Origin of the sequence: Pontixanthobacter luteolus, from assembly GCF_947494915.1 — a bacterium.
Taxonomy (GTDB): Bacteria; Pseudomonadota; Alphaproteobacteria; order Sphingomonadales; family Sphingomonadaceae; genus Pontixanthobacter; species Pontixanthobacter luteolus.
Genome location: NZ_CANLWR010000002.1, coordinates 190,323 through 209,234, shown reverse-complemented (window position 1 = coordinate 209,234; position 18,912 = coordinate 190,323). Strand labels below are relative to the sequence as shown.

21 protein-coding genes are annotated in these 18,912 nt (G+C 59.9%); 14 read left to right on the top strand and 7 right to left on the bottom strand.

From position 1 onward, the window contains the following. Nucleotides 1–70: 70 nt before the first annotated feature. Together gltX and PO778_RS09865 are read left to right on the top strand one after the other, a co-directional pair. Nucleotides 71–1,438, top strand: a complete 1,368-nt coding sequence (gene gltX / locus PO778_RS09870; RefSeq protein ID WP_271439512.1) for a glutamate--tRNA ligase — start codon at nucleotides 71–73, stop codon at nucleotides 1,436–1,438. After that, nucleotides 1,435–1,815, top strand: coding sequence for a nuclear transport factor 2 family protein (locus tag PO778_RS09865; protein ID WP_271439511.1), 381 nt, complete (start codon nucleotides 1,435–1,437; stop codon nucleotides 1,813–1,815). Before gltX ends, PO778_RS09865 begins: the two co-directional genes overlap by 4 nt. On the opposite strand, the gene PO778_RS09860 is transcribed toward PO778_RS09865, so the two are convergent. Together PO778_RS09860 and pyk are read right to left on the bottom strand one after the other, a co-directional pair. After that, nucleotides 1,802–3,091 (bottom strand): APC family permease, encoded by a 1,290-nt coding sequence (locus PO778_RS09860; RefSeq protein WP_500048871.1) that lies wholly within the window; start codon nucleotides 3,089–3,091, stop codon nucleotides 1,802–1,804. The genes PO778_RS09865 and PO778_RS09860 overlap by 14 nt on opposite strands. Nucleotides 3,092–3,264: 173 nt before the next feature. Next, nucleotides 3,265–4,734 (bottom strand): pyruvate kinase, encoded by a 1,470-nt coding sequence (gene pyk / locus PO778_RS09855; RefSeq protein WP_271439510.1) that lies wholly within the window; start codon nucleotides 4,732–4,734, stop codon nucleotides 3,265–3,267. A gap of 60 nt (nucleotides 4,735–4,794) precedes the next feature. Between pyk and PO778_RS09850 the strand changes: the two genes are divergently transcribed. The 3 genes from PO778_RS09850 (at nucleotide 4,795) to PO778_RS09840 (ending at nucleotide 5,856) form a co-directional block, all read left to right on the top strand. Further along, nucleotides 4,795–5,118, top strand: coding sequence for a DUF1244 domain-containing protein (locus tag PO778_RS09850; RefSeq protein WP_271439509.1), 324 nt, complete (start codon nucleotides 4,795–4,797; stop codon nucleotides 5,116–5,118). Nucleotides 5,119–5,217: 99 nt separating this feature from the next. Continuing rightward, on the top strand, nucleotides 5,218–5,454 hold the full coding sequence (locus tag PO778_RS09845) for a DUF2312 domain-containing protein (protein WP_160731386.1): 237 nt from the start codon (nucleotides 5,218–5,220) through the stop codon (nucleotides 5,452–5,454). Between the two features lie 54 nt (nucleotides 5,455–5,508). Then, complete coding sequence (locus PO778_RS09840; RefSeq protein WP_271439508.1) at nucleotides 5,509–5,856, top strand: heavy metal-binding domain-containing protein; 348 nt, start codon at nucleotides 5,509–5,511, stop codon at nucleotides 5,854–5,856. 23 nt (nucleotides 5,857–5,879) lie between these two features. Here the strand turns inward: PO778_RS09840 and PO778_RS09835 are convergent, their stop codons facing one another. Beyond that, complete coding sequence (locus PO778_RS09835) at nucleotides 5,880–6,617, bottom strand: CPBP family glutamic-type intramembrane protease (RefSeq protein WP_271439507.1); 738 nt, start codon at nucleotides 6,615–6,617, stop codon at nucleotides 5,880–5,882. A gap of 47 nt (nucleotides 6,618–6,664) precedes the next feature. On the opposite strand from PO778_RS09835, the gene PO778_RS09830 reads away from it, so the two are divergent. Both PO778_RS09830 and ruvC read left to right on the top strand, forming a co-directional pair. Beyond that, on the top strand, nucleotides 6,665–7,414 hold the full coding sequence (locus PO778_RS09830; RefSeq protein WP_271439506.1) for a YebC/PmpR family DNA-binding transcriptional regulator: 750 nt from the start codon (nucleotides 6,665–6,667) through the stop codon (nucleotides 7,412–7,414). Nucleotides 7,415–7,431: 17 nt separating this feature from the next. After that, nucleotides 7,432–7,902, top strand: coding sequence for a crossover junction endodeoxyribonuclease RuvC (gene ruvC / locus PO778_RS09825; protein ID WP_271439505.1), 471 nt, complete (start codon nucleotides 7,432–7,434; stop codon nucleotides 7,900–7,902). A 350-nt stretch (nucleotides 7,903–8,252) separates the two neighbouring features. Here ruvC and PO778_RS09820 read toward each other — a convergent pair whose 3' ends face one another. Continuing rightward, nucleotides 8,253–8,651, bottom strand: coding sequence for a VOC family protein (locus PO778_RS09820; protein ID WP_271439504.1), 399 nt, complete (start codon nucleotides 8,649–8,651; stop codon nucleotides 8,253–8,255). 225 nt (nucleotides 8,652–8,876) lie between these two features. Between PO778_RS09820 and PO778_RS09815 the strand changes: the two genes are divergently transcribed. Together PO778_RS09815 and PO778_RS09810 are read left to right on the top strand one after the other, a co-directional pair. Next, nucleotides 8,877–9,239 (top strand): ArsC family reductase, encoded by a 363-nt coding sequence (locus PO778_RS09815; RefSeq protein WP_271439503.1) that lies wholly within the window; start codon nucleotides 8,877–8,879, stop codon nucleotides 9,237–9,239. A 66-nt stretch (nucleotides 9,240–9,305) separates the two neighbouring features. Then, entirely contained in the window at nucleotides 9,306–9,725 is a 420-nt protein-coding gene (locus tag PO778_RS09810; RefSeq protein ID WP_271439502.1) for a thiol-disulfide oxidoreductase DCC family protein, read from the top strand. On the opposite strand, the gene ubiG is transcribed toward PO778_RS09810, so the two are convergent. After that, on the bottom strand, nucleotides 9,722–10,510 hold the full coding sequence (ubiG, locus tag PO778_RS09805; protein ID WP_271439501.1) for a bifunctional 2-polyprenyl-6-hydroxyphenol methylase/3-demethylubiquinol 3-O-methyltransferase UbiG: 789 nt from the start codon (nucleotides 10,508–10,510) through the stop codon (nucleotides 9,722–9,724). The two genes, PO778_RS09810 and ubiG, sit on opposite strands and share 4 nt — an antisense overlap. Nucleotides 10,511–10,565: 55 nt before the next feature. On the opposite strand from ubiG, the gene PO778_RS09800 reads away from it, so the two are divergent. From PO778_RS09800 to purT, 4 genes are all read left to right on the top strand, one after another. Next, nucleotides 10,566–11,846 carry an aspartate kinase gene (locus PO778_RS09800; protein ID WP_160731393.1) on the top strand — a complete coding sequence of 427 codons (1,281 nt, stop codon included), beginning with the start codon at nucleotides 10,566–10,568 and terminating at the stop codon, nucleotides 11,844–11,846. A 111-nt stretch (nucleotides 11,847–11,957) separates the two neighbouring features. Next, entirely contained in the window at nucleotides 11,958–12,629 is a 672-nt protein-coding gene (locus tag PO778_RS09795) for a helix-turn-helix domain-containing protein (protein ID WP_271439500.1), read from the top strand. Between the two features lie 195 nt (nucleotides 12,630–12,824). Then, nucleotides 12,825–13,715, top strand: a complete 891-nt coding sequence (locus PO778_RS09790; protein WP_271439499.1) for a sensor domain-containing diguanylate cyclase — start codon at nucleotides 12,825–12,827, stop codon at nucleotides 13,713–13,715. 54 nt (nucleotides 13,716–13,769) lie between these two features. Then, the gene (gene purT / locus PO778_RS09785) at nucleotides 13,770–14,942 is read left to right on the top strand and encodes a formate-dependent phosphoribosylglycinamide formyltransferase (RefSeq protein ID WP_271439498.1); all 1,173 of its coding nucleotides are present in this window, start codon (nucleotides 13,770–13,772) and stop codon (nucleotides 14,940–14,942) included. A 17-nt stretch (nucleotides 14,943–14,959) separates the two neighbouring features. Here the strand turns inward: purT and PO778_RS09780 are convergent, their stop codons facing one another. Beyond that, nucleotides 14,960–15,493, bottom strand: coding sequence for a DUF2306 domain-containing protein (locus tag PO778_RS09780; RefSeq protein ID WP_271439497.1), 534 nt, complete (start codon nucleotides 15,491–15,493; stop codon nucleotides 14,960–14,962). Nucleotides 15,494–15,684: 191 nt separating this feature from the next. Here PO778_RS09780 and PO778_RS09775 point away from each other — a divergent pair, with 191 nt between their 5' ends. Next, nucleotides 15,685–16,473 (top strand): LytTR family DNA-binding domain-containing protein, encoded by a 789-nt coding sequence (locus PO778_RS09775; protein ID WP_271439496.1) that lies wholly within the window; start codon nucleotides 15,685–15,687, stop codon nucleotides 16,471–16,473. 87 nt (nucleotides 16,474–16,560) lie between these two features. Here the strand turns inward: PO778_RS09775 and katG are convergent, their stop codons facing one another. Continuing rightward, on the bottom strand, nucleotides 16,561–18,750 hold the full coding sequence (katG, locus tag PO778_RS09770; RefSeq protein WP_160731398.1) for a catalase/peroxidase HPI: 2,190 nt from the start codon (nucleotides 18,748–18,750) through the stop codon (nucleotides 16,561–16,563). Between the last annotated feature and the right edge of the window lie 162 nt (nucleotides 18,751–18,912).

Genomic DNA, 18,912 nt, shown 5'->3' with positions numbered 1-18,912 from the left:
GCGGCGCATCCTGTTCTTGGGAAGCGCGTCATGCTTGTCGCCATGACCTGCACAGGCTAACCGCGCCTACATGACCACGATCACCCGCTTTGCCCCTTCGCCTACGGGCCGCCTTCACGTCGGAAACATCCGCACCGCGCTGCATAACTGGATGCTGGCGAGGAAGAATTTCGGCAAGTTCCTGCTGCGGATCGATGATACCGATGCGGAGCGATCGAAAGAAGAATATGTCGATGCGATCCGCGCCGATCTGGCATGGCTGGGTATCGAGCCGGACGGCGAAGAGCGCCAGTCGCTGCGGCTGGACCGGTACGAGGCGGCGTTCGAGAAACTGAAAGCAGCCGGCCATGTCTATCCGGCATATGAAACAGCGCAAGAACTCGAGCTGAAGCGCAAGATCCAGCTGGGGCGCGGCAAGCCGCCGATTTACGACCGAGCCGCGCTGAAGCTTACGGATGAAGACCGCGCTGCGAAGGAAGCAGAGGGGATCAGCCCCCATTGGCGCTTCAAACTCGACCATGAAGAGATCATCGATTGGGAAGACGGCGTTCGCGGGCCGCAGAAATTCGATGCGGCGCAGCTGTCCGATCCGGTGATCCGGCGCGCCGACGGAAGCTGGCTTTATATGCTGCCCAGCGCGGTGGATGACATCGAAATGGGCATCACAGATGTTCTGCGCGGGGAAGATCACGTATCCAACACTGCGGTTCAGAAGCAGATGTTCGATGCCCTGCACGCAGTCGGTCTGGATCACGATACCTGCCCGGTTCACGATGCGTGCCCCCATTTCGCGCACGAGGCGCTGCTGGTGGGCCGTGAAGGCAAGCTGTCCAAACGGCTCGGCTCGCTGGGATGCGATGCGTTTCGCGAACGCGGGATCGAACCCGATGCGATCATCGCGCTGCTCGCCCGCCTCGGCACCTCACTGCCCGTGGAACCGATCCGCGACCAGCAGGAACTGCTCAACAGCTTCGACCTGGAAACCTTTGGCCGCGCGCCGGCCAAATTCGACGATGCCGAACTGGATCGGATCAACACCGCAATGGTTCACCAGATGGATTATTCGGAAGTGAAGGACCGGCTTCCCGAAGGGATGGGCGAAGATGCATGGCATGCGATCCGCCCCAATCTGGAAACTGTCGGCGGGGCGCAGGATTACTGGAAAATCGTGACCGGACCGATTGATCTGCCAGAGTTTTCAGACGAAGATCGCGAATATCTGGCGCAGGCTGCGCAAGTGCTCGACTTTTCCGGCGATGATCCATGGCACGCGCTGACCGGCGCACTGAAGGAAAAGACCGGGCGCAAGGGCAAGGCACTGTTCCTGCCTTTGCGCCAGGCACTGACCGGGCAGAATTCCGGCCCTGACATGGGTGAGCTGTTGCCGGTTCTGGGCGAAGATGTAGCCCGGCGCCGGCTGGAGCGGGCGGCGGGATGAACAACGCGGATATCGCAAAGGCCCTGTTTGAAGCCTTCGCCGCAGGTGATGCTGAGGCCGCACGGCAGCTTTGCGCCGGAGATATGACCGGCAGCCAGAATGGTGGGCCGGAAATGGATTTGGAAGCGATCCTGCATTTCGCGCTGGCAGTGAAAAATGCTGCGCCAGATTTCCGCTATGAAGATGCGGTTCGCTCTGCAACCGAAACCGGCTTTGTCGAAGAACACCGCGTCTTGGCAACATTCGGCGGCGGGGCACAGCTTGACCTGATGGTCTGCGTGGTCGCCGATGTTGAAGACGGCAAGATTACCGCGCTGCGCGAATATTTCGACGCAGCCGCCGCTGCCGCGTTGGGGGCCGCTCTCAACCCGGGCTGAGGGCTCGCATTGGCCGCGAGGCACGCCCTTCCGGCAGATCAATCCCGTCCTGACGCACCCCGGCGCGCCGGGACAGGGCATAGAGGCCAAGCCCAATCGCCAACATGCCCATCATGTGAAGCGCGGATTCCAGCGACAACAGCGACAGCAGCCAGGCGATATATCCAATTGCGACGGCGACAATGATCGCCCATCGCAGGTCCATGGCCTCTCTCAGGCCTGCATCATTGCGTTTCCACATCACGAATAGAGCGCCGATAACAGCGATATTGATGAGCTGCTCCACACTCACCACGAGCACGGCGAGCAAGGTGAAGCTTCCGGACAGTGCCAGTACCGCAATGATCGCTCCGTATGCGCCAATCGCGGCAGCCGGAGTCTGAAACCTTGGCGAGACATAGGCAAAGACATGGGGCAGCAATCCGCGCCGTGCCATGCCGTAAGCGATGCGCGGGATAACCACGAAAACGTTCAACTGGTATGTCGCGACGGAAAAGATTGCCGCGAGGCTGATCATCAGACTGCCCGAGGGGCCGAGCAATTTGTCGCCCATCGCGGCAAGCGGGCTGTCAATGGCATTGGGGTCGGGTGCGACAGCGCTGTATGCCATCTGGATCAGGGCATAGAATATCGCCACGCCGGCCAGATTGATGAACAGCGCGCGCATCAGCATTTTGCGCGGTTCCTTGGCCTCTCCAGCCGCCGCGACCGCGACATCCGCACCGGAGAACGCAAATGCGAGCAGCAGTGCAATGGATTCAAATTCGGAAAATCTCGGAAGGGTTACGTCGGTTGGAACTCCGCTTTGGATAAAGCCGATAACCGTCAAAAGAATGATCGGAGCAAGTTTGAGGAATGTGCCGACTGCGATCGCCCCAATCGATCGGGCAGTTCCGCTGATGCTGAGGGCAGTGAAGAAGCCGACCAACATTGCGATCGTGGCCAGCCGCACGGAAGGGTCTTCAAAAAATGGAAAAATGGCTGCCAGATAGGATACCAGCACATGAAAGTTCGCAGCTGCGCCGGCCATGTTGGCCGCCAGGCTGAACCAGCCGATCTGGAAGCCGATCATCTGACCAAAGGCATGTTCAGCGTATAATTGCGGCCCGCCAGATTGCCGGAATACGGTCGAAAGCTTGGCGATCACGGCCAGAACGCTGCCGTAAAGGCATGCGAAAATCAGGATTGCGAAAGGTGAAAATGCACCTGCGCTGGCAAACAAGAGCGCAGGCAGCGCAAATATGCCCGATCCGATCACGCCGTTGACGCTGACGATAAGTGCACCGGCGAGGCCGACTACACGCGGCGGTTTCCTGTCATATGCGATGGGCCGCCCCCCAATAGCGCCCCCGATCGCAATGGTGGACTTTCCTGGGGCTAAGTCAATCGGCCGTTGCGGCCGCGGGTAACGGGCGGCCCGCGGTGGACGCTTGCCGAGGCGCTTTTCTGCTAGCCTTGGTGCTTGTCCAGCTCGTCACCCGCCAGCGTTACGATGTGCAGCAAATTGGTGCTGCCCGGTGTGCCGAAGGGAACCCCGGCGAGCGCGATCAGCTTGCTTCCCGCTTCGCCGAAACCATGGCGCAGCGCCATCCGTTTGCCCTTGGCGATCATTTCTTCAAAGCTGCCGATATCCTTCGTCGCGACCGCGTGCGCGCCCCATAGCAGGGCGAGGCGGCGGGCGGTGCGCTGCGACGGGGTCAGCACCAGCATGGGCACGCTGGGGCGTTCGCGCGCAACGCGGCGTGCGGTGCTGCCGCTGCCGGTGAACACGGTGATCGCGGCGATGTTGACTGTGTCTGCGATGGTCATGCAGGCATGGCTGAGCGCGTCAGCCGTGGTTCGATCGGGCGGCGTGTCGAGGAAGCGCACCCGGTCGAGATAGGCTTCATCGCGTTCGACCTGAGCGGAAATCCGATCCATGATCGCAACCGCTTCTTCAGGCCAATCGCCGGCGGCGGTTTCCGCGCTCAGCATGACTGCATCGGCGCCGTCGTAAACCGCATTGGCGACGTCGGACACTTCGGCGCGGGTCGGTGCGGGGCTTTCGATCATGCTTTCCAGCATCTGCGTTGCCACGATCACCGGCTTGCCTGCGATGCGGGTCTTGTTGACGATCTGCTTTTGCAGCGGGGGAACTTCCTCGGGGTTGAGTTCGACCCCCAGATCGCCGCGCGCGACCATCACCCCGTCCGACATTTCGATAATTTCATCGAGCCGGCGCACGGCCATCGGTTTTTCGATCTTGGCGCACAGCGCGCCGTATCCGCCCATCAGCTTGCGCGCTTCGGCCAGATCTTCCGGGCGCTGCACGAAGGACAGGCCGATCCAGTCGGCCCCCTTCTGAACTGCGAAGGCGAGATCCTTGCGGTCTTTCTCGGTCAGCGCGGGAATGGGAATTTCTGCATCGGGCACATTCACGCCCTTGCGATCGGAAATGACCCCGCCGACCTCTGCCGAACACAGGATCGCGTCCTCGTCGGCACGGATGACTCTCAGGCGGATCTTGCCGTCATTGATCAGCAGCCGCTGGCCTTTTTCCAGCAGGCCGAACAATTCGGGATGCGGTAGCTGGACGCGGGTTTCATCGCCCGGCTCGGGGTTCCGGTCGAGCGTGAAGTGGCCCGAATGGCGGATCACGGCCCTGCCGTCCTTGAATTTGCCGACGCGCAGCTTGGGCCCCTGCAGGTCGCAGAAAATCGCAATCGGGCGGCCCAGCTGTTTTTCAAGCTTGCGGATTTCGTCGATTGTCTCGCCGTGGTCGGCATGTTCGCCGTGGCTCATATTGACGCGGAAGGCATCGACCCCTGCGCGCACCAGACGTTCCAGCATTTCCGGATCGCGGCTGGCGGGGCCGACGGTTGCCAGGATCTTGACCTTGCGGCCTCGCGGGTTGAGCCATTTCGGGTCGATCTTGTTCATGGCATACGGCTATGCCAGAGCCGTGTTGCAACTCAAGGTCGAAACGTGAGGGACCACGCAATGGATACGAATTCGCCCGCCGATGCATCTGCAAAACTGGATCAATTGCCTGACGCGGTTGCGGCCCAGGCGTTCCGGCGGCTGGTGCAGCATCTGCAGCACCGCCACGACGCGCAGAATATCGACCTGATGGGCCTGTCCGGATTTTGCCGCAACTGCCTGGCCGACTGGATCATGGATGCCGGTTTCGAGGGGGACAAGTCTGCCGCGCGCGAGCTGATCCACGGTATGCCGATGGACGAATGGAAGGCTGCGCACCAGACACCTGCAACCGATGAGCAGATCGCCGCCATGCAAGCGAGCGTGGCGAAGAACCGCATCTGAAATTAAGCCGTGAATTGATCCCGCCCGGCCTTCACCCCCGCGCGCCGCGCCGCTATCAGCATGGCCAACTGATTCTCATTTCATACTGGAGTTTTGATTATGGCTGATGCCACCGACGACCGCCTGCGCCTGCTGATTGAGCGTATCGAGCGCCTCGAAGAAGAAAAGAAGGGCATCGCCGACGACATCCGTGATGTTTATGCCGAGGCGAAGGCTGTCGGTTACGATCCGAAAATCATGCGCCAGGTGGTTCGCCTGCGTAAAATGGAACCCAATGATCGCAGCGAAATGGAAATGGTCCTCGATACCTACAAGGCTGCGCTTGGCCTTGAATAATTCCTCTGGCGTGTTATGCATATAACACACTGAAAAGGCAAAGAGGAAACAGCAATGGCAGGCCCCTGGAAAGATGCGCGCGGAATAACCGTGTCAACCACACCGACGCTGGAGGGGCAGCCGATCCAGCAATATCTCGGGATCGTGACCGGCGAGGTTATCGTCGGCGCGAACCTGTTTCGCGATCTGTTTGCCAATATCCGCGATATCGTGGGCGGCCGTTCGGGCAGCTATGAACGCATCCTCAGCGATGCGCGCAGGCAGGCGATCGAGGAATTGCAGGCCGAATGCGGCGCATTGGGCGGCAATGCCGTGGTCGGGGTGGACCTCGATTACGAAGTGATCGGCGACACCGGATCGATGCTGATGGTCAGTGCCAGCGGCACTGCGGTAAAGGTCTGACGCCTGCCGCCTGATGTCTGCCGTCAGCCACCCAGCTTGCCTGCGGTGACCACCACCAGAACCAGCGCGCCATTATGCAACATATGCAGCAGGATGCTGGACCACAGGCCGTATTGAACGCGGGCAAAACCGAATATCGAACCGCTGATGAATTGCGGGATGACCAGCGGCAGCAGCATGGCCAGCGAACCTTCCGTATAATTCAGCAGGTGCACCAGCGCGAAGGCTGCCGTGCTCAGCCAGAAGAGTGCCGGAAACAGAGCGCCGAACCAGCGATAAGCGTGTTTCTTGCGAAGCAGCACGGCGGCTATCACCGCGCCCAGCACAGCCGCGATCAAAAGCCCGGCGGCCAGCAATGACGATTGCCCGTTCAAGGCCTGGAAGGCGGCGATCCCTGCAATTGCCAGCGGCAGGCTGACAAGCGCGCCCGGCCTGCCGGAAAGCCAGCTGCGAAACCCCAATTCCTCCAGCACAGGCGCCAGCACCACCACCCCGATGATGGTCAGCATGTTCCAGTCGAGTTCCGCCAGCGCATTTGACGGAGGGACAAATCCGCCGCTGATCGCCATGATCGCCAGCAGGATCAGCGTGCCCATTACCGACAGGTCGAGCGCAAGCAGCCGCAGGGTCGCGGCCAGCGAAGATTGGCCAAATCCGGCAGCGCGGGCGGGAAGGGCCGGGCGCTTCAGGAATGCGAGGTAGGCGGTCCATTCCTCACGCGCGGATTTTGCCTCAACAAGGCTTGTGGTTTCGCTGTTCATACGGCTAATGCCCGTGCCATAGATTCCATTAATTTTTAGGCGTACCCATGGCAGGCCATTCCAAATTCAAGAATATCATGCACCGCAAAGGTGCGCAGGACAAGAAACGGTCCAACCTGTTTTCAAAGCTGAGCCGTGAAATCACGGTTGCGGCCAAGATGGGCACGCCCGATCCGGACATGAACCCGCGCCTGCGGCTGGCGGTGAACACTGCCAAAGCGCAGTCGATGCCGAAGGACAATATCCAGCGCGCAATCGACAAGGCGACCGCCGGCGATGGCGATAATTACGAAGAAGTCCGCTACGAAGGCTATGGCCCGGGCGGCAGCGCGATCATCGTCGAGGCGCTGACCGACAATCGCAACCGCACCGCAACCGCAGTGCGCACGGCATTTTCCAAGAATGGCGGAAATCTGGGCACCGAAGGTTCGGTTGCGCATGGTTTCGAACGGCTTGGTTACATCGAATATGCGGCTGATGCCGGCGATGAGGAAAAGGTGCTCGAAGCCGCGCTCGAAGCGGGTGCAGACGATATTCAGTCCTCCGAAGACGGGCATGAAATCTGGACCGCCGCCGAAGACCTCCACGAAGTAGCCGCGAGCCTTGAAAAGTCGCTTGGCGAAGCGAAGGAAGTGAAGCTGGCATGGAAACCCAACCTGACCGTCGACATGGACGAACAAGGTGCCAGCACTCTGCTCAAGCTGATCGACACTCTGGATGATGATGACGATGTCCAGACGGTGTGGGGCAATTACGAAATCTCCGACGAGGTGATGGAGAAGCTCGACCAGGCTTGATCCCGGGTCTGCCGCGCATGATCATCCTCGGTCTCGATCCCTCGCTCAGCTGTACCGGCTGGGGCGTGATCCGGACCGAGGGATCGCGCATCAGCCATATCGCAAACGGCCAGATCAAGACCGGCGTCAACACGCCGATGGCGCAGCGTCTGGCGGATTTGCACTCCGGCCTCGCGGCGGTGATTGCCGAATACGCGCCCGACCGCGCTGCCGCCGAAGAAGTGTTCGTCAACAAGAACCCGCAATCGACCCTCAAGCTGGCCCAGGCGCGCGGCGCGATACTGGCATCCTGCGGCACGGCCGGACTGGGCGTAAACGAACACGCTGCGCGCAAGGTGAAGAAGGCAGTTGTCGGCACCGGCTCGGCAGACAAGTCGCAGGTGCAGGCGATGCTCAGGGTGCTGCTGCCCGGCGCGCAGATTGCAGGCGCCGATGCCGCCGATGCCCTCGCGGTGGCGATTGCAGATGCACATCTCGCGCCGCGATAGGCTGTCCTACATTTGCTGTTCGGGCTAGGCGTCTGGCAGGAGGTCTGGCGGACGCGGCATTTTTGTAAGCGCGCCGCAATCAAGCTATTCAAAGGCGGCGTTATTTAGCCCTCATGGACCGTGTTCCATGTGTTCCATCCTGTAGGAGTTTTCCTGTGACCATCCAGCCCCACGGCATCCCCAATTGCGAGCAAGTAGCAGGGGCTATAGACTGAGAAGCGCGCTAAACAGCCGCTTTTGGCGAACTTTTATGAACCCGCGAATGTCCGATTATCGGGTGGAAAGCGGGCATTCGCGGGATCGCATGATCGAAGTCCGCTGGTTTTAGAAGCAGACCCGTGCCGGACGGATCAGGCAGGAAAATGAATTCCGCACAGTTTGTTGCCGTCGGGATCACGAAAATAGGCCAGTTCGATGGTGCCCATGGAGGCAGTTTCGCGCGGTCCGGGCGGAGCTTCGATCGAGGTTCCGCCAGCGGCAACGGCGCTAACGTGAAGCTGCTTCACCTGCTCGGGCGAGTCGCAGGAAAAGGCGACTGTGCTGCCGTTGGCGATGCTTGCCGGTTCGTCGTTGATCGGCTGGCTGACGATGAAGTTGGTTCCGTTGCCGTTATTATAGATCAGGCGGGTATGGCCGCTGTCGGCGATGTTCCGCGTCCCTTCCCCTGCACCCAAGGTGCCGAGCACCGTGTCGTAGAAGCGCTTGGATCGCTCAATGTCGTTCGATCCGACCATGGTGTGAAAAAGCATGCATACTCTCCTGAAGGCCGATCGACTTCCGATCGTCATTAGCGGTCTCACCTAACAGGCACGTAACCCGCAGTCACCCCCGGCCCTCGGATGTTCGCTATCGGGTCGTTAGCTGTCCGTCCGTCTTTTTTTCAATTAGCTTGCACAACCGCCGTAGTTCTACGGCATACGGACTTGCGCGATGAATCGTCTCGAAATAGCAATAACCAGGAAATCCAGAAAGTTATGATAAAAATCTATGGCATCCCCAATTGCGACACCGTCAAGAAAGCGCGCAAATGGCTGGAGGCGAATAATGTCGACTATGCGTTTCACGACTACAAGAAAGAGGGCGCCGATCCGGACAGGCTGGCACGCTGGGCCGATCAGGCCGGATGGGAAGTGCTATTGAACAAGCGCGGCACCACCTTTCGCAAGCTGGATGATGCAGACAAACAGGATATTGACCTGACCAAGGCTGTCGAACTGATGGCTGAGCATCCCAGCATGATCAAACGCCCCGTGGCCGAATATGATGCGGACACCAATGGCGGGGCCGGGCTGCTGGTCGGTTTCAAGGAAGACGAATGGTCAGCAGTCTTTTCCTGAGCGCGCGGATTGGCGCTGAAACGGCATTTCTGAAACCGCCGGCGATGGAATCCCGGCGGTGAAGCGATGAGCGATATCGACGCATTGCTGGCGCGGCATCCGGTGATCGTTTTCGACGGGGTGTGCGTGCTGTGCTCTGCCAATGCGCAGTTCATGCTGAGGCATGACCGGAAGGGTGTGTTCCGCCTTGCAGCCATGCAGGGCGAAACCGGTGCTGCATTGATGCGGCGTGCCGGCCTTGATCCGGCCGACCCGGACAGCTTCGTAGTGTTCGATCGCGGGAGGATGCTGATGAACAGCGATGCGGTAATCCATATCTGGAGCCGGCTGGGATGGCCGTGGAAGATCGCGATGACCGGCAAGCTGATACCGCGCATGGCCCGCGACTGGCTGTACGGGATGGTCGCACGCAATCGGTATCGCATGTTCGGCAAACGCGATGCTTGCTGGGTACCCGATGCCGATCAGGCAGAGCGCGTCATCTAATCGCTGTGAGCGACCTGGCGATGATTAACGGCGGCGATGTAATTGAGGCCAAGCTCGCCCGACAGGTGGAGCCCGTGCGCGGGGCTGAAGGCGATCCCGGTCGGTTCGCCCATCGTCAGACCGATCGCTTCAAGCAGGCTGCCAAGTTCTTCCGGTGTGATGAAATCGCCCCAGTGATGCGTTCCGCGCGGGACCGCGCCAATTGCTTCGGCCCCTTGCACCAGGAGAATCCGCGATGCCGCCGTGCGGTTGGGTGTCGACAGGATCATAAGTCCGCCCGGTTTCAGCCGGGATTTCAGCTGGGCAAGGAAGCCGGCCTTGTCGGCGACATGTTCGATCACTTCCAGGCAGGTTACCAGATCGAACTGGCCGATATTCTGATCACCGATTTCACCGGCGATATAGCGGATGTCGAGGCCCGCCCCGTCGGCATGGGCAGCCGCTGCCAGCGCGTTTTCCGGCGCGGCATCCACGCCGGTCACTTGCGCGCCGAGGCGGGCCAGCGGTTCGCACAGAAGGCCAGCCCCGCAGCCGACATCGAGTGCGGTCTTGCCAGCCAGCGGCTTCACGCTTTCGATATCGCCGCCCCAATGCACATCGATCGCCTCGCGAATGAATTTGAGCCGCACGGGATTGAGCTTGTGCAGCATCGCGGACGAACCATGCGGATTCCACCAATCCTCCGCCAGCTTGCCGAAATGTTCCGCTTCTTCCGGCCGGATGGTTACGCCCGAATTTGAGGCGGCTGAAGATTTCGTTTGGTCGGTTGCTGTTGCATCACTCATGCAGCCTTCGTAACAGCGCGCAAAGGCTAGCGCCAGAAGCAGGGAGACCAATCGCTTGGCACGCATCGTGATGAAATTCGGCGGCACTTCGATGGCCGGCACCGAACGCATTCGCCGCGTGGCCAATATCGTGCGCCGCCAGCAGGCCGCCGGGCACGAGGTCGCGGTGGTGGTTTCGGCGATGGCGGGCGAGACTGACCGGCTGGTCAATTTCTGCCGCGAAGCCAACCCGCTATATGATCCGGCGGAATATGACGTAGTCGTCGCCAGCGGTGAACAGGTCACGTCGGGTCTGCTGGCGCTGACACTGCAATCACTTGGCTGCAAGGCGCGAAGCTGGCTTGGCTGGCAGATGCCGATCCAGACGATCGAAGCGCATGCGAAGGCGCGAATCGACTGCATTGATGCGCCAGAGGTGGTCGCGTCCATGCAGCGCGGGGAAATCGCCGTGATCCCCGGGTTTCAGGGTATTTCCGAAGATGGCCGTATCACCACCCTCGGCAGAGGCGGGTCCGATACATCGGCAGTAGCAGTTGCCGCTGCGCTGAAGGCCGATCGCTGCGATATCTACACCGATGTCGACGGAGTTTACACGACCGACCCGCGCATCGTTGCCAAGGCACGCAAGCAGAAGGCGGTAACCTACGAGGAAATGCTAGAACTCGCATCGGTTGGTGCGAAAGTGTTGCAGACCCGCTCGGTCGGTCTGGCGATGAAAGAAGGCGTGCGCGTTCAGGTGCTCTCCAGCTTTATCGATGACGATGCGACACCGGCAGACGAATTGCCCGGCACATTGATAGTCTCCGACGAGGAGATGGAAGAAATCTTGAAGGACAGCGATATGGAACGCCAGCATGTAACCGGCATCGCACATGACAAGAATGAAGCGAAGATCATCCTGACGCGCGTGCCCGACAAGCCCGGTGCGGTGGCGCACATTTTCCAGCCGCTGGCGCAGGCATCGATCAATGTCGACATGATCATTCAGAACGTCGGCCGCGACAAGGGAGAGACCGACGTGACCTTCACCGTGCCGCAAGCCGATCTCCCGAGGGCGCAGGCACTGCTGGAGGACAAGCGCAGCGACATCGGTTTCAACCGCATCATCACCGACGACCACATCGCCAAGATCAGCGTTGTCGGCGTAGGGATGAAAAGCCACGCGGGCGTCGCCAGCACGATGTTCAAGGCGCTGGCTGACCGCGGCATCAATATCCAGGCGATCACCACATCGGAGATCAAGGTCAGCGTCCTGATCGATGAAGATGAAACCGAGCTGGCGGTTCGCGTCCTGCACACGGCCTATGGCCTTGATGCAGAAGACGAGGCCGCCTGACGGTCTGCCCCTTTCTGACGGCAAACCAGCACGGCCCGTCGAAGCGCGGCCTGCGCGCTAACTGAAACTTAACCGTCAACGGACGATCGGGTTCTTTCAACTGAAAGGACCATGATGGCGATTGCTGCCCATTTCGACGAACAGCGCGGCGGCCAGCGCGGCGTTGCGAGCAGACGAGGCGAGCCGCGCCGTACCTTGCGCCTGCAGGCCGGCGGTGAACGATCGGATGGGGCGGATGCGAGCGTTACGATCCACAATGCATCGCGCACCGGGCTGTTGATCGAGAGCGAAACGGCGCTCGAAATCGGCGAAGTAATCGCGGTCGCCTTGCCGGAGGGCGTGCCCGTTCAGGCCGAAATCGTCTGGGAAAGTGACCAGTTCTACGGCTGCCGCTTCAAGGAACCCATTTCGGAAGCGGCGCTAAGCGCTGCGCAGCTCCGTAGCGAACCGGATCGCGCAGAAGACGAAGCCCCCGAAAGTGTTGGCGAATCCTTCGGGGCGCGTCTGAAGCGCCTGCGCCTGGAAAACCGTTTGACCATGGAGCAGGTCGCGAAAGAGCTTGAGGTTACCAAGGCCACGATATGGTCGTGGGAGCATGGCCGTGCGCGTCCCCGGGGGCGGCGCATAGGTCAGCTTGCTGAACTGTTCGACGCGCCGCTTGAAAAATTGAGCGCCGAGAAGGATCGCTCTGGATTGCCGGACATCTTGGCCCGAAGCCGCGAAGAGATTGCGGAAGCCTTCGGAACCAGTGCCGACAAAGTCCGGATAATGGTCGAGCTTTGACCGGTTCGAGATTCCGAGTCCCAATTCCTGAAATTATGGTAAACAAATTGGAAAGCGATTCGTAAGTAAAGTTAGTAAGTTTACAAAGTTTACTTTCCTAATTGCGAAATCGTCGCGAGTTTGTTTATTTTCGGATATCAAGCACACGACATATCAAAGCTTTCATCGTAATTATTGTTCGGGGGCAATCGGGCGATGGCAAGTAACTTCACCCTCAAAGAGGGGTCGCAGCTATATGATCTACTTTCTCATTCAACACAGGATATTTTCTTCAAGACAGACGGCGATGGTTTCATACTTCACTGTTCGCCGGGGATGATGCGGGTTGGGGTTGATCCGGGGGCGATGCTCATCGGACCGCATCTGACCGATCTGGTGGAGCCGCGCCACGAGAAGGAGGTTCGCCGCAGCCTCGCTCTCGCATTGGGCGGGATCACGCCCGACAAACCGGTTGAATTCCGCCTGCGCGATAATTTCGGTGAGCGGCAGTGGTTCTCGCTCAAGCTGACACCCGCTTTCGACCGGACGGGATGGGTCTACGGCGCTCTTGGCGTGCTTCGCTGCATCACTGATCGGCGCGAGCTTGAGGACCGCCTGTTCGTCAAATCGATGACAGATCCGTTGACCGGCCTGGCGAACCGCGGCGCATTCGTTTCGATGTTGCAACATCTGGTTCAACGCCAATCGGGTGGCTCGATGGCGATGCTGGCAATCGATCACTTCAAGTCGATCAACATCACCCACGGCCAGCGAGCGGGAGATGTCGTGCTGTCCGCCGTCGCGAAATTCCTGCGGAAGGTTTTGCGGCAAGACCATATTCTGGCGCGAAGCGGCGGCGGCACCTTCGTGGTTCTGATGCCGCACGACATGGAGGAACGGGCAAAGCGGATAGCGGAGGATGTCGAGTACCAGCTGGGGCGGCTGTCGAAAGAAATAGATTGGCACGGTTTCCCCGTTTCGGCGCGGTCCGGCGTTGTCGGTATCGGGGGATGCGTCGATACGACCATACGCGAAGCGGAACTGGCGCTGTTTCTGGCCAAGGCGCGGGCGCCGCATCCTGTACAGCTCGGGCTTGCATTGGGGTAAAGCCGAGCCTTCAAGGGACTCGCGGTCGCGCAATATCTTGGTTAGACAATCTGCATGACCTTCACTGCCAAAATCATGCTTCTCGGCTCAGGCGAGCTCGGCCGCGAATTCGCAATCTCTGCAAAACGGCTGGGCGCCTATGTCATTGCCTGCGACGCGTATGACAACGCGCCGGCGATGCAGGTTTCCGATGCAAGGGAGGTCTTCTCCATGCTCGACGGTGAAAAGCTGGGCGAGGCTGTCGAAAGACACCAGCCCGATTATGTGGTGCCGGAAATCGAGGCAATCCGCACCGAAGTGCTCGCCCGGCTGGAAGAGGACGGGGTCAATATCGTGCCCTCTGCCCGGGCCACCCAGCTGACGATGAACCGCGATGCAATCCGCGATGTCGCAGCACAGGAACTGGGCCTCAAAACCAGCACCTATCGATACGCCAAGAATTTCGAAGAGGTGGAGGCGGCCGCTGCGATCACGGGTTTCCCATGCGTAATCAAGCCGGTGATGTCGTCATCAGGCAAAGGACAGAGCAAAGTCGATGGCGAAGCCGGTCTGGCAGATGCCTGGGACTATGCCGTGGCCAATATGCGCGGCGATCGTCAGCGCGTTATCGTGGAGCAATTCATCGATTTCGACTACGAAATCACCTTGCTGACCGTGCGCCACAAGGGTGGCATTTCGTTCTGCCCGCCGATTGGCCACCGTCAGGAACGCGGCGACTATCAGGAAAGTTGGCAGCCTGCCGAAATGTCTGACGCTGCGATTGCCGCTGCGCAGGAAATGGCCTCCAAGGTTGTTGGGGATCTTGCTGGCGGGGGCAGGGGATGGGGCCTGTTCGGCGTCGAATTCTTCGTCAAAGGGGAAGAGGTCATCTTTTCCGAACTGTCACCGCGCCCGCACGACACCGGCATGGTGACACTGCTTAGCCAGAACCTGACCGAATTCGACCTGCACGCACGGGCAATCATGGGCCTGCCGGTGCCGGAAACGATCCGCGCGCGCCCATCGGCATCGGCGGTTATTCTGGCGGACCGAGAGAGTGACCGCATTAGCTATAGCGGGCTGGATGCAGCGATGGCGGGCGGCGGCGATATCCGATTGTTCGGCAAGCCTACTTCGCGCCCCTACCGAAGGATGGGCGTCGCGCTTGCGTGCGCGGGGTCGGCTGACGATGCCCGCCGCATTGCACGCGATGCAGCGAGCAAGGTCCAGATCCACTACGGTGACTGACTGCTGTTTTGCAGCGCTCACCACAGCAGAAGCACGTTCATCATCCGGCCCGGTACCGCGAATGCCACAATTCCGGGGATCGTCAGCGCGCCGAGATAAAGCGAGAGAATGTGGATTCGGTGTGACCTGAAGTCTCCTTTGCGGGCACTGGAAATCACCTTGTAGGACGCGAACAGGGTCATCGGAATGAAGATGTGAATGGGGCTGAAGCTACCGCTGGTCTTGATGAATATCGCGGCGCATGCAGTGGTAACCATCAGTGCAAGCCAGATCTTGCCAAGCCGTTTGTGACGCGCACCGCCTTTGCGGGCGAGCAGCAGGTAGGCGCCCAGAGGTATCGCCGGCACAACGCTCCCCACATGGATCAGGATCGCCAAATCCCGCATATGCGAATGGTCCGGAGCGACCCCGGAAAAGCTGCGGGCCAAAGCGATAATGGCAAGCAGGCTCAGCGTCCCGCCGGCTAGCAGGACAAACGCGCGAAGAGCAGGCCCAATATCGAAACCCGATGCGGGCGGGCGCTTGGATAGCGGAACGGCTGCGGTAGTCATTTAATCCTCCGTATTCATGAGTTCGGAGGCCATTGTGACTGCATGCATGGTGGCCGCAATCGATGCTGCGCGGCCGGGCCGGTTTGTTCGTGAACAGTGCGTTTGCAGCGGCGCTTGCCACTTTACGAAGCGCGAATGGACGCTAGGAATTGCAATTGATGACGCAAGTGAACCCTGGCTTGAGCGCGCGGATGACGCGGAGATTGCTGATCGACCTGTCGATCATGACCGTGATCGGCGTGGTGCTGGCCCTGATCGGGCCCTTTGGCAGCGCCAGCGCACCATTGGCGGTTCGTCTCGGCAGCTGGTTGCTGTTCGCCTATGTCGGCTATGCCGCATACGCGCCCATCGGATGGTTCGTGAACGTGTTCGAGCGAAAGCTGCAATTGCCTCGGACCGGATTGTGGATCGCCGGAACGCTGATCGCCACGATCCCGCTGGCCGCGATTATCTGGTGCATCGGTTTCTGGCCCGACCCCGTGCCTTTCCCGACCGGCGAACAGGCGCTGTCTGCCTATTTCAATGTTCTGATCATCGGTGCTGCAATTACCGTGCTGTTTCAGCTGATCGAGCGCGGCAATCGCAATTCGGCAAAAACATTGCCCCGTGGTTCTGCGCAGCAATCAGGTTCTCCGGCACATGGCTTCGATACATTGGAGCAAGGCACTGCCCCGCGCTTTCTGGACCGGTTGCCGCCAGAACTGGGGACTCAGTTGATCGCTCTGGAAATGGAAGATCATTATGTCCGCGCGCATACTGCGCTGGGGTCTGATCTGATTCTGATGCGGATGCGGGACGCGGTTTCCGAACTGGATGGCCTGGAGGGCGAGCAGGTCCACAGAAGCTGGTGGGTGGCGCGCGGTGCGGTGGAAAATGTGCAGCGGGACGGGCGCAATGTCCGTCTGATTCTTCGCGGGGGACTGGAAGCCCCGGTGTCCCGCGCGAACGTCGCTCCGCTCAAGGATGGCGGCTGGTTTTGATTTTATCACGCAAGTGCACAAAAAAGCCTCCCCGCACATCGTGAGGGGAGGCTCCTTGCGACCCTCTGGGGTCAGAGGGGGCCGTGATCAGGCGATGCCGAACAGCCCGTTGTTCATGATCTTCGTCCATGCAGAGACAAAGTCGTTGACGAACTTCTGCTCGTTGCCGTTTTCTGCGTAGACTTCAGCCACGGCGCGCAACTGCGAATTCGATCCGAAGACCAGGTCGGTGCGGGTTGCACGCCATTTCTCTTCGCCCGATTTGCGATCGCTGCCGATGAACTCTTCGTCTCCGCTCGTGTCGACCACTTTCCATTCGGTGGCCATGTCGAGCAGATTGACAAAGAAGTCATTGGTCAGCTGGCCGGCACGCTCTGTAAGAACGCCGTGCTTGGTGTTGCCGCTATTGGCACCCAGAGCACGCATACCGCCAAGCAGAACCGTCATTTCCGGCATGCTCAGACCCAGCAGATTTGCTTTGTCTACCAGCATATCCTCAGTCTTCACTGTCGCTTTGGTTCGCAGATAGTTGCGGAAACCATCGGCGAACGGTTCAAGCGGCTCGAAGCTTTCCGCATCGGTGTGCTCGTCACCCGCATCGCCACGGCCGCCGGTGAACGGCACGCTCACGTTGAACCCGGCATCCTTGGCAGCTTTTTCGACCGCTGCGTTACCTGCAGCGACGATTGCGTCAGCCATGGAAAGGTCGCCGCGAAGCTCGTCGATTTTCGAGAGAACTTTGGAAAGTTCTTCCGGATCGTTTGCAGCCCAACCGTTTTGCGGTGCCAGACGGACGCGCGCACCATTCGATCCACCGCGGTGGTCGGAATTGCGGTATGTCGATGCCGATGCCCATGCTGCTTTGACGAGCTCGCTAACCGAAAGGCCGCTGTTCAGTATGGCGGACTGGAAGTCTGAGACTGCGGCGTCCGCAGGCTTGCTACCGGCCGGTACAGGGTCCTGCCAGATCAGCGTTTCCTCCGGTACTTCCGGTCCGAGATAGCGGGTTTTCGGCCCCATATCGCGGTGACACAGCTTGAACCATGCGCGGGCAAACGCATCGTCGAGAGCAGCCTGGTCGTTGAGGAAACGTTCGGAAATCTTGCGATATTCCGGATCGCGCTTCAGCGCCATATCGGCGGTGGTCATGATGGTCGGGACCTTTTTGTTCGGGTCGCGGGCATCAGGTGCCATGTCTGCTTCTTCTGGGTTGATCGGGGTCCACTGATGGGCACCCGCCGGGCTCTTGGTCAGCTCGTAATCATACTTGAACAGCAGGCGGAAATAATCGCCGCCCCACTGTGTTGGGTTGGGTGTCCATGCACCTTCGATACCCGAAGTGGTGATGTGCCCTTCGGCGATCTGCGCCTTGTCTGTTGCCCAGCCGAAGCCCTGCATTTCCAGCGCGCCGCCTTCGGGGCTGCCGGAAAGCTGATCAGGCGGAACAGCACCGTGGCATTTGCCGAAGGCGTGGCCGCCCGCTGTCAGCGCGACGGTTTCCTCATCATTCATCGCCATGCGAGAGAATGTTTCGCGCATGTCGCGCGCCATACCCTCAGCATCGTGCGGATTTCCGCCCGGACCTTCTGGATTGACGTAGATCAGACCCATCTGGATCGCGGCAAGCGGGTTATCCAGCGCCTTGCCTTCATCGGGCAGGATGCGTGTTTCAGCGCCCTGATCGACCCACAGTTCTTCGGTGCCCCAGTAGACCGTTTCCGGCTCGAACACGTCTTCGCGGCCTCCGCCGAAACCGAATACCGGTCCGCCCATGCTTTCAATCGCGACGTTGCCGGTCAGAATGAACAGGTCGGCCCAGCTGATGTGCTTGCCGTATTTCTGTTTGACCGGCCACAGCAGGCGGCGCGCCTTGTCGAGGTTCCCGTTATCCGGCCAGCTGTTCAGCGGGGCAAAACGCTGCTGCCCGCTGGAGGAGCCACCGCGGCCGTCGCCTGTGCGATATGTGCCGGCTGCGTGCCACGCCATGCGGATAAAGAAAGGGCCGTAGTGGCCGTAATCCGCCGGCCACCAATCCTGGCTGTCTGTCATCAATGCAGTCAGGTCGGCTTTCAGCGCATTGTAGTCGAGTGCGTTGAAAGCTTCGGCGTAATTGAAATCATCGCCCATCGGATCGGCAGATTTGCCGCCCTGCGCCAGAATCTCCAGCTGCAGTGCATCTGGCCACCAATCCTTGTTGGTGCGGCCAAGCAGGCTCCGAACGCTGTTGTCGCCTGTAAAGGGACAGCCGCCGCTCATTTGTCCAGTCTTGATATCCATCGTACATCCTCCGTTATCTGGCATTTATGCTTTCAGACTACGCTTCCTGTTCAATCGAGGGAAGCTGTTAAGTCCTGTCACCATGATCGTAAAAAGCGATCATGCGATCATGCTTCGACCCCAGCCTTTTATTTTGTTCTATGGTTTCTCAATGGCGGGCGA